Origin of the sequence: Lentilactobacillus laojiaonis, from assembly GCF_020616595.1 — a bacterium.
Taxonomy (GTDB): Bacteria; Bacillota; Bacilli; order Lactobacillales; family Lactobacillaceae; genus Lentilactobacillus; species Lentilactobacillus laojiaonis.
On the sequence record NZ_CP085278.1, the window covers coordinates 352,807 to 365,217 of the forward strand.

The 12,411-nt window shown below is 33.1% G+C and carries 13 protein-coding genes; 11 read left to right on the forward strand and 2 right to left on the reverse strand.

All coding sequences use genetic code 11. The features are described from left to right. Window positions 1–5: 5 nt before the first annotated feature. From LHL71_RS01870 to LHL71_RS01920, 11 genes are all read left to right on the forward strand, one after another. Entirely contained in the window at window positions 6–350 is a 345-nt protein-coding gene (locus LHL71_RS01870; RefSeq protein WP_227361341.1) for a DUF1831 domain-containing protein, read from the forward strand. Window positions 351–507: 157 nt separating this feature from the next. Then, entirely contained in the window at window positions 508–1,632 is a 1,125-nt protein-coding gene (gene mnmA / locus LHL71_RS01875; protein ID WP_227361342.1) for a tRNA 2-thiouridine(34) synthase MnmA, read from the forward strand. Window positions 1,633–1,730: 98 nt separating this feature from the next. Beyond that, window positions 1,731–2,390: a histidine phosphatase family protein gene (locus LHL71_RS01880; protein WP_227361343.1), complete on the forward strand. Its 660-nt coding sequence runs from the start codon at window positions 1,731–1,733 to the stop codon at window positions 2,388–2,390. Window positions 2,391–2,399: 9 nt separating this feature from the next. Further along, window positions 2,400–3,113 carry a tetratricopeptide repeat protein gene (locus LHL71_RS01885; protein WP_227361344.1) on the forward strand — a complete coding sequence of 238 codons (714 nt, stop codon included), beginning with the start codon at window positions 2,400–2,402 and terminating at the stop codon, window positions 3,111–3,113. 11 nt (window positions 3,114–3,124) lie between these two features. Next, a complete protein-coding gene (gene recD2, locus LHL71_RS01890) occupies window positions 3,125–5,572 on the forward strand; it encodes an SF1B family DNA helicase RecD2 (protein ID WP_227361345.1) in 2,448 nt (815 codons plus the stop codon). A 75-nt stretch (window positions 5,573–5,647) separates the two neighbouring features. Further along, window positions 5,648–6,613, forward strand: a complete 966-nt coding sequence (locus LHL71_RS01895; RefSeq protein WP_227361346.1) for a ribose-phosphate diphosphokinase — start codon at window positions 5,648–5,650, stop codon at window positions 6,611–6,613. 33 nt (window positions 6,614–6,646) lie between these two features. After that, window positions 6,647–7,636, forward strand: coding sequence for an aldo/keto reductase (locus tag LHL71_RS01900; RefSeq protein ID WP_227361347.1), 990 nt, complete (start codon window positions 6,647–6,649; stop codon window positions 7,634–7,636). A 91-nt stretch (window positions 7,637–7,727) separates the two neighbouring features. Further along, the gene (gene rbsR / locus LHL71_RS01905) at window positions 7,728–8,738 is read left to right on the forward strand and encodes a ribose utilization transcriptional repressor RbsR (protein ID WP_227361348.1); all 1,011 of its coding nucleotides are present in this window, start codon (window positions 7,728–7,730) and stop codon (window positions 8,736–8,738) included. 93 nt (window positions 8,739–8,831) lie between these two features. Then, window positions 8,832–9,752, forward strand: coding sequence for a ribokinase (rbsK, locus tag LHL71_RS01910; RefSeq protein ID WP_227361349.1), 921 nt, complete (start codon window positions 8,832–8,834; stop codon window positions 9,750–9,752). Window positions 9,753–9,765: 13 nt separating this feature from the next. After that, on the forward strand, window positions 9,766–10,161 hold the full coding sequence (gene rbsD / locus LHL71_RS01915) for a D-ribose pyranase (RefSeq protein WP_227361350.1): 396 nt from the start codon (window positions 9,766–9,768) through the stop codon (window positions 10,159–10,161). Between the two features lie 92 nt (window positions 10,162–10,253). Then, window positions 10,254–10,463, forward strand: coding sequence for a hypothetical protein (locus tag LHL71_RS01920; RefSeq protein ID WP_227361351.1), 210 nt, complete (start codon window positions 10,254–10,256; stop codon window positions 10,461–10,463). Between the two features lie 36 nt (window positions 10,464–10,499). Here the strand turns inward: LHL71_RS01920 and LHL71_RS01925 are convergent, their stop codons facing one another. Both LHL71_RS01925 and LHL71_RS01930 read right to left on the reverse strand, forming a co-directional pair. Next, entirely contained in the window at window positions 10,500–11,429 is a 930-nt protein-coding gene (locus LHL71_RS01925; protein WP_227361352.1) for an ADP-ribosylglycohydrolase family protein, read from the reverse strand. A gap of 25 nt (window positions 11,430–11,454) precedes the next feature. Then, complete coding sequence (locus LHL71_RS01930; RefSeq protein WP_227361353.1) at window positions 11,455–12,408, reverse strand: diacylglycerol/lipid kinase family protein; 954 nt, start codon at window positions 12,406–12,408, stop codon at window positions 11,455–11,457. Window positions 12,409–12,411 lie beyond the last annotated feature (3 nt).

The following is a 12,411-nucleotide window of genomic DNA, read 5'->3' on the forward strand; positions in this document are numbered from 1 at the left end:
ATTATATGGCATTTGGTAAAATAGTTACTGTAACGGGTGATCAAAATACCTATGAAATTAGCCCTAAAATAAAAAAATATGCTTTAATGGATGTGGGATTCCAAAAGACTAAAACGGGTAATTTTAGCTTGGAACGTAATTTAGACCCAACTTCACCATATCAAGCTAACAGTCCTAAGGTTAAAATTATGGTTAATCAAGATTTAACAGGCTTTAAATTAGCTGTTACTACAGCTAATGGCTTACAAAGCATGAATATTTTTTCGGATCCTAAAAAAGCCGGAATGGTGCAACAATATGAATACATTATTAAAAATTTAATCGATCGAGATATTTTAATAGTTAAGTAATTTTAAGAGAGTGATTTTATAGCGAAAGTCACTCTCTTATTTTTTGTAACCAGAAGCTATGGAAATCCTTATAGAAATGAGTTATCATATAGATTACTGGAAAATGCGACCTTCAAATCGAGATTCTCCAGAATCTAATTGAAATGATGGTGATTATATGACAGATAACAGTAATACCCGAGTGGTTGTTGGAATGAGTGGCGGAGTTGATTCGTCAGTTGTAGCCTACTTATTAAAGCAACAAGGTTATGATGTTATTGGTGTATTTATGAAGAACTGGGATGACACTGATGAAAATGGTGTTTGTACCGCAACTGAGGACTATAAAGATGTTGCTAAGGTAGCCAATGAAATTGGTATCCCTTATTATTCAGTTAATTTTGAAAAAGAGTATTGGGACCGCGTATTCACGTATTTCTTAGATGAATACAAGAAGGGCCGTACTCCTGATCCAGACGTAATTTGTAACAAAGAAATTAAATTTAAAGCCTTTCTAGACTATGCTCTTGAATTAGGCGCTGACTATATTGCTACTGGTCATTATGCTCAATTGACTCGTGATGAAAATGGTCATAATCATTTATTACGTAGTAATGATTTAAATAAAGATCAAACTTACTTCTTAAGTCAATTATCAGCTGACCAATTAGATCGGGTTATGTTCCCAATCGGTAATATTACTAAACCAGAAGTTCGTGAAATTGCTAAAAAAGCTGGTTTAGCTACTGCTGATAAGAAAGATTCTGTTGGAATTTGCTTTATTGGCGAAAAGAATTTCCGTGAATTCCTAGGACATTATTTACCTGCAACTCCTGGTAAAATGATGACGGTTGATGGCGAAATCAAAGGTGAACATGCTGGTTTAATGTACTATACCATTGGCCAAAGAAAGGGCCTTGGTATTGGTGGGGACGGTATTGATAACCAACCATGGTTTGTAGTTGGTAAGGACCTTAGCCAAAATATTTTATATGTTGGTAAGGGATTTGAAAACGAACTTCTATACGCTGATTATCTAGATGCTTCCGATATTTTCTGGGTAAACGATTTAGATCGCGGACAAGAATTCCACTGTACCGTAAAAACTCGTTATCGCCAAAAAGATGTTGGAGCTACTGTATCACTTAGTGATGATGGTAAAAATGTTCGAGTAATTTTTGATGATCCTGCTAGATCAATTACTCCTGGACAAGCGGTTGTATTTTACGATGGCAAAGAATGTCTAGGATCAGCCATGATCGATGCGGCTTATAAAAACGATAAGATGCTACAATATGTATAATAAAAAAAGACTAACGATTTTCGTTAGTCTTTTTTACTTTGAATTTCTAATTAGATACTGGCATAATAGATTAGATAAAAGAAGTGAGGTAATTAGAAATGGTAAAATTATATTTTATTCGACATGGTAAAACTGAATGGAACCTGGAAAGCCGTTATCAAGGAGCAGGTGGAGATTCCGAACTGTTACCGTCTAGTTACCAAGAAATTGAACAATTAGGTGAATTCTTACAAAACATCAAGTTTGAACATATCTATGCGAGTCCTATTAAGCGAGCTAAAGTTACTGCTGAAAAGCTAGCTAGCTATTTATCTAGTGAACCACCCATTACTTATATGCAAGATTTAGAAGAATTTCATTTGGGTAAAATGGAAGGCATGCGGTTTACAGATGTGAAGAAACAGTTTCCTGATGAATTTGATAACTTTAGAAATCATCCTGATTTATATGATAATTCAGCAATTGGCGGAGAAAATTTTAATGATGTTATTCAACGAATGACTCCGGCTATTAAAGATATTGTTAAAAATAGTACTCCAGATGCCAATGTTATTATTGTAAGTCATGGAGCCGCCTTAAATGCAGAAATTAACTCATTATTAGGAGTTCCTCTAAGTGATTTGAGAAAACGCGGGGGTCTTTCTAATACCAGTACTACGATTTTAGAAACTATAAATGGTGGGGAAACTTTTAAACTGTCATTATGGAATGATGTTAGTTATTTAAAACGAACGAAAGATGAAACGGACACAATTTAGGAAGAAAAAATGACGAATAAAAATCAAATTAAAAATAATCATGAAAAATATATGCAGCAACGCGATCAAGAGGAACAAAAAGTAACTGAAGCAGTTCATAAATTAGTTTTACAAATTGATAAGGATCCGGATAATTATTTACACTATTATGAATTAGCTACTTTATTGTTGGATTTAAAAAATTATGAACAAGCCGAAGAACTTTTATTAAAGGCTTTAGGCTTATTTGGTAATCAAGATAAATTAGTTCATGATAAACTAGTCTATGGCTTAGGAAACGTATATTATGCCGCTGATGAATACGATAAAGCCATTGCACAATTTCAGTTAATTAATGATGAAAATCTAAAAACCGATGCCTTTATGATGATTGCGCAAAGTTATATGGCTAAAGGTGATAGTAATCGCGCATTAGTCTTTGCTCTATATGTTCAAGGTAAACGCCCCAAAGATATTGAAACTAATTTATTAGTGGCTGATAATTTATTGGCTAGTGGTAATTTTAGCCAAGCCGGCAACTTTTATGACCAAGTTATATCAGTTGATAAAACTAATGGGATGGCTAACTTTAATCGAGGACTTGTGGCAATGGTTAACGGTGAACCTTACAACCACTATTTTGAAATTGCTAAGCAATCTGATCCCCAGTACTTTAAAAATAGCCAACAAAAATTGGCTGATATTGAAACATTTATTAAAACTAACGAACACAAAGATAATTAGGAGATATTAAATTGGCTAATCAAGAATCTTTATTTGACTTAGATAATTCTAATAATGAATCGCCATACATTGATGGCCAAGCTAAAGCAATTTTTTTTAGTAGTCCAGATAGTTTCTATAAGGTAATTTTAGTGGCTGTCTCAGATACTAATTTGGATTGGAACGAAGATGAAATTGTGGTCACCGGAAATTTTGGCGAAATTTTAGAAGATAGTAGTTACCATTTTGATGGTAAATTAGTCCAACATCCAAGATACGGTTACCAATTTCAAGCGACTAATTATAAATCTCAAATGGTTACTACTGAAGAAGGAGTAATTAAATATCTTTCTGGAGATCATTTTCCCGGAATTGGCAAACAAACGGCTAAAAAAATTGTTGATGGTTTAGGTGAAGATGCCTTAATGATTATTAATGATGATGCAAGTGTATTGTCACAATTGGGGCTAAGTAAAAAGCAACAAAAAGTTATTATTGATAACTTAAATATGAATGATAGTGTAGAAGAAATTATTATTGGACTAAATTCCTATGGTTTCTCCAATCTTTTAGCATCCAACATTTATCAAAAATACCAAGCAGATACAATTACTATTATCCAACAAAATCCTTATAAATTAGTTGAGGATATTGATGGAATTAGCTTTAAAAAAGCTGATAGTATTGCTAGAAACTTGGGATTTAAATTTGATGATCCTAAAAGAATACAGGCTGGAATTTTGTATGCCATTGATACTTTATGCTCCCAAAATGGAGATATTTATACGACTACCGGTCCCTTAACTACGTTAGTTACTAAATTGCTAGATGTGGTTGGTGAAATACCTCTTAGTGGTGAAAAATTAGCCGAACAACTAACCTTGCTAGTTAAAGAAGGTAAAGTAGCCATTGAAGACGATCATATTTATCCAGATAACTTATTTAAAGATGAGTGGCAGATTGCTGAACATATTAATCGTTTAATTGTAAATCAGGAACAAAAGCAACATGATCGCGAAGCAATTTTAAAAAAGATGCGAGTTATCGAAAAGCAAAACGGAATCGTCTATGATGATTCACAAACTGAAGCAATCATAAGCGCCATTAACTCACCAATTTTTGCTCTAACTGGTGGTCCTGGGACGGGTAAAACTACCATTATTAATGGAATAGTTAATACGTATGCTAAATTAAATGATTATTCTTTAGACATTAATGCTTATAAAGATACTCCATTTCCGATTGTATTGGCCGCGCCTACCGGCCGAGCAGCTAAAAATATGGCTGATTCAACCGGCTTACCGGCTAGTACCATTCATCGACTTTTGGGCTTGAATGGTCACGGTAGTGAAAATGATGAAACTAGTTCTAATCGTGATCTAAATGGAAAATTAATGATCATTGATGAGATGTCAATGGTGGATACCTCGTTATTTAAAGCCTTGATCCAAGCAGTTCCTAATCAAATGCAAGTGATTTTGGTAGGGGATCAAGATCAATTACCTTCAGTAGGACCAGGTCAAGTTTTTCATGATCTACTGGCTTCTAGTAAAATTCCAGTTCAACAATTAAGTACTATCCACCGACAAGAAGCCCAGTCAACTATTGTTCAGTTGGCCCATGCCATTCATGATGATCATTTACCAGCTGATTTTACAGTTAACCAACCAGATCGTTCTTTTATTCCCTGTCATGAAAGCCAAATCCCCGGGGTGATTAACCAAATTGTTTCTAGAGCCCAACAAAAAAACTTTAACGAAATGGATGTTCAAGTGCTTTCACCGATGTATAAAGGAGGCGCCGGAATTGATGAGTTAAATCAGGTTTCCCAAAACATTTGGTTAAAAGATAAAACGGTTAATAAAGAAGTAACCATTAGAAACCATACTTATCATATAGGGGATAAGGTTTTACAATTAATTAATACTCCAGATAAGAATGTTTTTAATGGTGATATTGGAGTAATTGTCGGAATGGAAATTCCTAAAAAACAGTCAAAAGTAACTCAAATTACCATTGATTTTGATGAGACCGAAGTTACCTATTCTAAAAATGAATGGAATCAATTTACTTTGGCTTACTGCACTTCAATTCATAAGGCTCAGGGTAGTGAATTTAAAATGGTAATTTTACCATTAGTTATGAAGCATTCCCGGATGTTACAAAAAAATCTTTTATATACCGCTATAACTAGGGCTAAAGATTTTTTGATAATGATTGGGGAATTAGAAGCTTATCAAACTTGTGTTAATACGGCGGCTATAAATCGTAAAACAACTTTAATTCAAAGACTAAAGTCGGTTATTCATGCTAAGGATTATGCAAATATTTTTGTAAAACCACAAGCTAAAGAAGAATCGAAAAACGTAATCGAGCAACAACCCATAAAACCAGATGTATTATCAGAAAAATTGATTCTTAGTAATCAAATTGATCCAATGATTGGGATGGATAATCTAAGTCCCAATGATTTTGCATAATTTTTAACAGTAATTCATAAAATAATTGATAAATTGTGGTATTATTTTTATAAATAAAGAAATTTGGAGGAACGTATGACCGAGTTGAAGTCTAAACCAAAAATTAAAATCTTTTCATTAAATTCCAATCAACCATTAGCTGAGGAAATCAGTAAGGAAGTTGGAGTTGAACTCGGAAAAGCAACCGTTAAAAGATTTAGTGATGATGAAATTAAAATTAGTATTGATGAAAGTATCCGTGGGGACGAAGTATATGTAATTCAATCAGTTTCCGACCCAGTAAATACTAACTTAATGCAGTTACTTATTATGGTAGATGCTTTAAGAAGAGCTAGTGCTGGCTCTATCAATGTAGTAATTCCATATTACGGATATTCTAGATCTGATCGTAAAGCTCGTTCTAGAGAGCCAATTACTGCCAAATTAATTGCTTCATTTTTAGAAATGGATGGAGTTGATCGAGTAATTGCCCTAGATTTACATGCTGATCAAATTCAGGGATTCTTTGATATTCCAGTCGATCATTTAAAAGCCGATACTTTATTAGCTAACTACTTTATTGAAAATGGAATTACTGAAGATTTAGTAGTAGTTTCACCGGACCATGCCAGTGTTTCTAGAGCTAGAAGATTTGCTGAATTATTGCACGCACCAATTGCAATTATTGATAATCGTGATCCAGAAAATATCAATACCATTCCGGAAACAGTGATTGGTAACGTAAAAAATAAACGTGCAATTATTATTGATGACTTAATTGATACGGCTATCAAAACACAAATTTCGGCCGAAACTCTTAAAGATGCTGGTGCCACTGAAATTTATAATGTAGCTACTCATGCAGTATTTTCAGGAGATGCAGCTCAAAGACTAGAAAATTCACCAATTAAGAAAACTATCGTTACTAATTCAATTGACATTCCTGAAGACAAACGTTTCTCTAAATTAGAAATTGTGTCAGTAGGTAAATTGTTTGGAACAGCTATTACTTTGATCCATAATCAAGAATCAGTTGGTAAACTATTCGGTCACGACGAATAGATTAAAAATAAGTTTTTGAAGGGGATAAATATTATGTATAAAGCTAATGATAATCGATATGAGAATGCAACTATAAGAAGAGCGGGAAATTCGGGACTACAACTACCAGCACTTTCTTTTGGTATGTGGCATAGTTTTGGAGATACTGCTAATTTCGCTGATAGCGAAAAAGTTATGTTAAAGGCTTTTGATTCCGGAATTTTTAGTTTTGACTTGGCAAATAACTATGGTCCATCTACTGGGGCAGCTGAAAGAATGTTTGGTGAAGTTTACAATGCTGATCTTAAACCATACCGTGATGAATTAGTGATTACTACTAAAGCTGGGTTTAATATGTGGCCTGGACCCTATGGACAATTTTCATCCAAGAAAACTTTAGTTAATGCTTTAGACATTAGTCTTAAACGTATGGGATTAGATTATGTTGATATTTATTACAGTCATCGTTTTGATCCAAATACTAGTTTGGAAGAAACTGCCGCTGCATTAGATGGTATCGTGCGTTCAGGTAAAGCATTATATGTAGGTATTTCAAACTATGATGCTAAACAAACTGAAGAAATTATCAAGTACTTTAAAGACATGCATACTCCATTTGTCGTTAACCAAGCTTCTTACAACCTATTGAATCAAGAAGTAAAAGACGATGGCTTATTAGATGTTTTAAAGGAAAATAACGATGCTTTAGTGGCCTATGGTCCATTAGCTGAAGGAATTTTAACCAACAAATATCTAAATGGTATTCCAGATGATGTAAAACTACATTGGAGTAATTCATTTGTCTTGAATCATGGCTCGGATCAAATTGTCTCAAAATTAAATGAATTAAATGAATTAGCTAAAAATCGTAACCAAACTTTAGCTCAAATGAGTTTGGCTTGGTTACTTAGTGACCCAACTGTAGTTAGTGTAGTAACTGGGGCTTCAACGGTTGATCATTTAGAGGATAATTTGAAGGCATTAGATAACTTGAACTTTACTCAAGATGAACTTGATAAAATTAATGATATTGTGAAAAAATAAAAAAACATTAGTTAACATGAAAATTATGTTAACTAATGTTTTTTTATTTGTTATACTTATATTGTTATTAGTAATCAAATAGGAGAATCTAATGAATAAAAAAGTGACCATTACTGATTTAGCGCGAAAAGCGGGAGTTTCAGTAACGACAGTTTCTCAAATTTTAAACGGTAAGGAAAAACGTTTTAGTGATAAGACCGTTGAAAAAGTTAAGCAATTACAGCGTGATATGGGGTACGTCCCAGATTACAATGCTCAAAGTTTAATAAAGAAAAACGGAAGGACCATTGGAATTATTGTTCCGGATGTTGGAAATCCCTACTATGCCAAATTCTTAAAAGGCGTGCAGGCATCAGCTATCAGAAATAATTATATGCCGTTGATATTTGGTACCAATAATAATTTAGATGTAGAGACTCAGTATTTAACAGAGTCGATTCGTAGAGCAGCTGATGGGATGATCATCACAGCTGCACTTTCAGATCTAGATTATATAGATAACCTTTTAAATCAAAACGATTTACCATATTTATTAGTTAATCAAGATCCCCTATTAGTTGGTGATCAAATTGACGTAATGGATACGGAAGGTGGTAATTTAGCAGCAGAAAAATTAGTTAAAAGTGGGCATACTAAGATTGCCTTAGTTACCGTAAAAGATCCTGCAGCTAATGTAGTTAATCGAGAATCTGGATTTAAAAATGGATTATTGAAATATGGAATTGAAATAAGTCCTGAAAACATTATTGAAGCAGAATTATCTAAAGAGGGTGGCTACGAAATAGCTAAGGATTTACTTGACTTAGATATAACTGCTGTATTTACAATTAATGATGAATTGGCATTAGGAATATATCGTGGTCTAAAAGAAGCGGGTAAAAAAATTCCGGATGATATATCAGTTATTGGATATGATGATATTGATTTGGCAACCTATATGTCGCCAAAATTAACGACGGTACATCAACCTTCGTTTGAACTGGGTTTAAAAGCCACAGACTTAATTATTAAAAGAATTAATAATAAAAATTTACGACCACAGAAAGTTATTTTACCAGTAACTTTAATGGATCGTGATAGTGTAAAAAACATTGTGAAATAATTTTTTTGGCGTTGTTTATTATGACTATCTTTGATATTATGTTGAGTGTAAGGTTTTAATTGAATCAATTTATAAACATTAAGGAGTTTATTTATGACAAATAAAGTTGTGGTTTTAGGAAGCCTAAACGTTGATACAACATTACATGTAGAAGAAATGCCAAAACCTGGTGAAACCATTACAGCGAAAAGCAAAACAAATTCAGCTGGTGGTAAGGGAGCTAATCAAGCCATTGCTTCAGTACGTTCAGGTGCAACAACTAGTTTTATTGGTCAAGTTGGTAATGATCAGGCCGGACAGTTAATGATTAAAACATTAAAAGATAATAATGTTAATACCGATCATATTAATATTGTTGATGATGAAGGAACTGGGTCAGCTGTTATCTTATTAAATGAAGTAGGACAAAATAGTATTATGGTATATGGTGGCGCTAACCAATCAATGACGATTGATTGTGTAAACCAAGCTGATGAACTATTAAAAGATACCGATTTTGTTATTGCCCAATTTGAAACTCCACAAGAGGTAACTTTAGAAGTATTTAAGAAAGCAAAAGCAGCCGGAGCAGTTACGATTTTAAATCCAGCACCTGCCGCAAAAATTATCCCAGAAATCTTATCAGTAACGGATTTAATTATTCCTAATGAAACTGAAAGTGCTACCCTTACAGGAATTGAAGTTCTAGATGAAAACACCATGAGTTTAAATGCTAAGAAATTTAAAGAAATGGGTGCAAGTAATTTAATCATTACTGTAGGTGACCGAGGTGCTTTCTTCTCAACTGATGAAGAAGAAGGATTTGTTCCAGCATTTAAAGTTAAAGCGGTTGATACAACTGCTGCTGGTGATACCTTTATTGGTGCATTAACCTCACAATTAAATAAAGATTTATCAAACATAAAAGATGCATTAATTTATGCACAAAAAGCTTCATCAATTACAGTTCAAGGATTGGGGGCTTTACCATCCATTCCAACCAAAGAACAAATTATGAATAATATTAACGAGTAATAGGAGAATTTAAATGAAAAAATCCGGCGTAATTAATTCTGAAATCGCTAGTGAAATTGCAAATATGGGTCATATGGATTGGCTATCAATTGGAGATGCTGGTATGCCAGTACCAATGGGAACTAAAAAAATTGATTTAGCAGTTTCTGAGCAACTACCAAGTTTTACCGAAGTTTTATCTAACGTGTTAACTGAATTAAAGGTACAAAAAATTTATTTAGCTAATGAAATTAAAACTGATAATCCTGATCAGTTACAAGCAATTAAAGATATTATGCCAGACGTAGAAATAGAATTTGTACCTCATACTCAATTAAAAGCAGATTTAGCAAAAACACATGCCTTTATTCGTACTGGTGAAATGTCTGCATTTTCTAATATCATTTTAGAAAGTGGCGTAACTTTTTAGAATTGAATTTTTAAATACGGTTAACAAACAGTATTAAGAGTGTTATATTGCTTGTATAGAAAAAAGCCAGATGATTTATAGAGGTGGAAACAATGAGCAATAAAGAAGAAATTATTAATGAATACAATGAAGCTGCTGCTAAATTAGATGAATTACGTAAAAAAGAAGTAATCACACCCAAACCAGATAATAATAAAACTGAAGTATTTTTTCCACAATTTAGTGGGGAAATGGGAGATCTAGTAGTTGAATGTAAAAGATTAGCAGATATTTTAGCAGCTGTAGAAGCTTCAGAAGATTAAAAAGGAGGACTATGCCAGTAGGCGTAGTCCTCTTTTTTAGAAGTTATTAGAGATAAGGGCATTATGCACAATTTGATTGATTAGACTTCTACCGTTCAATTGTTCAATCCACTTATGTGGAAAATATACAGGACTGTATAACACGGAACCAATCATAGAGGTTAGAGTTGTAATAACAGTATGGTCACCAAAATTAATTGCTCGTTTAACTGCTATAAGATATTTATCGGAGTTAAAAATACACCAAAAAACAGCATTTAAAGTATCAATTGCATTATCAGATGCATTAACTTGCTCATAGGGAAGTTTAAAGAAGGCATCATCCCTAAGATGTTCAAAACAGTGGGTTAACGTATTAAAAATTGGCTTAGTTTTATAATAGTTAAGTGCTTCGTTAATTCCACGCTTGATTGACTGCTTGGTTGGATCAATGAATAACTTAGCAACTACATTAATGTAGATACCAGCAGTTATTGAACTAAGTGGGTTGCAATGAGTTACCTTAGTAAAACTATGAATAGTCTCAGCAACTTCATCATTATATGCATATTTATCTTGATACTTATTAATTAGAAAGAACGCTATGGGAGTGATTCTAATTAATCCACTATTGTCGTTTACATCACCGCCACACTTTAAGGGGTCTACACCATGGTTAAATTTATTAATAGAACTTCTAATAGTATCATCCACTTGAAATGTCTTACCAAAGGGAGTATAGTCGCCAAATTTCAGCCAATTAGTATATCTTAGCATTAAGTCATTTAGTGAGAACCCGTAAGCCAGACTAGATAACGATGCTAGTTTTAAAGACGTTTCTTTTGACCAACTTCCGATTACTAAATCATCATTTAAACCGGTAATTGAATTAGGATTAGTATGATCTATTTTACTAGAAAATTCCAATGATTCGCCAATTGCTGATGCAAGTGTGGGTTGAAGTAATAGGTATTTTGTAGAAAGCATTTTTAACCTCTATGTTATTAAGTAGTTATTCAATCCAAAATGGATAATGAGTAGTAGTAAAAGTTAAATTTAATGATTGATTACTTTGATCCTCACCATCAATTTGAATTGTTTGTGGTAATTTAGTTTTAACATTGACTTTAGAACTATGAAAGTGATTTACAAACTTAGCATTTAGATGCTTTCCAAAGGGAATGGTAAGTAGTAAGTAAATCAGTTGCCAAAATTTTGGTTTTTCAATAATAATCATATCTAAGTTGTTATCAGTTATAGAAGCAGGGGGAAGAATCTTAACTCCGCCGCCAAAATAAGGGTGATTAGAAATAGTTGCTAAATAAGCATTATTAAAGTGATGGGTATGATTATCCACCGAAATGTCAATTTCAAACGATTTAAATTGTTTGAAAACTTTTAAAGTATTTAGAATATAACTAAATTTATTGGTTCTTTTATTAGATTTTACCTTAGAATGATTGGTAACTTTTACAATACTAGCATCAAAACCAATTCCAAAATTATTTAAAAAATACCCAGTAGAATTATCAAAATGGTTAGTGTAGGATCCGATAGTAATCAATTTCTCAGATTTACAGTTTAAAATATTAGTTAATGCGGTTAACCATTTATTGGGGATTCCTGCGCCTCTGGCGAAATCATTCCCAGTACCCAATGGAATATAGGATAGGGGAACCGGTACACCATTCGGATTTTCCCGATAATAATTAACGCAACCATTAAGAACTTCATGCAGGGTGCCATCGCCACCGATAGCTAAAATTATAGGGCGAAAATTCAACTTTTCTGGTAATGCTGTAATTATTTCGCGAGCCAATTCAGTGGCATGCTGAGGATACTGGGTAGAATAAACTACGTAATTTATTTTTTTGCTATCTAGAATTTCTTTGATATCCTGCCAAGTTACCTTGACTCTTCCAGATCCAGCGTATTCATTTAGTATTATAAAGTATTTGTTTAACAAAAT

What these genes read in the sequence shown, in the direction of transcription:
- LHL71_RS01870 (WP_227361341.1), top strand. Translation starts at nt 6, where the DNA reads ATGGCATTTGGTAAAATAGTTACTGTAACGGGTGATCAAAATACCTAT.
- mnmA (WP_227361342.1), top strand. Translation starts at nt 508, where the DNA reads ATGACAGATAACAGTAATACCCGAGTGGTTGTTGGAATGAGTGGCGGA.
- LHL71_RS01880 (WP_227361343.1), top strand. Translation starts at nt 1,731, where the DNA reads ATGGTAAAATTATATTTTATTCGACATGGTAAAACTGAATGGAACCTG.
- LHL71_RS01885 (WP_227361344.1), top strand. Translation starts at nt 2,400, where the DNA reads ATGACGAATAAAAATCAAATTAAAAATAATCATGAAAAATATATGCAG.
- LHL71_RS01895 (WP_227361346.1), top strand. Translation starts at nt 5,648, where the DNA reads ATGACCGAGTTGAAGTCTAAACCAAAAATTAAAATCTTTTCATTAAAT.
- LHL71_RS01900 (WP_227361347.1), top strand. Translation starts at nt 6,647, where the DNA reads ATGTATAAAGCTAATGATAATCGATATGAGAATGCAACTATAAGAAGA.
- rbsR (WP_227361348.1), top strand. Translation starts at nt 7,728, where the DNA reads ATGAATAAAAAAGTGACCATTACTGATTTAGCGCGAAAAGCGGGAGTT.
- rbsK (WP_227361349.1), top strand. Translation starts at nt 8,832, where the DNA reads ATGACAAATAAAGTTGTGGTTTTAGGAAGCCTAAACGTTGATACAACA.
- rbsD (WP_227361350.1), top strand. Translation starts at nt 9,766, where the DNA reads ATGAAAAAATCCGGCGTAATTAATTCTGAAATCGCTAGTGAAATTGCA.
- LHL71_RS01920 (WP_227361351.1), top strand. Translation starts at nt 10,254, where the DNA reads ATGAGCAATAAAGAAGAAATTATTAATGAATACAATGAAGCTGCTGCT.
- LHL71_RS01925 (WP_227361352.1), bottom strand. Translation starts at nt 11,429, where the DNA reads ATGCTTTCTACAAAATACCTATTACTTCAACCCACACTTGCATCAGCA.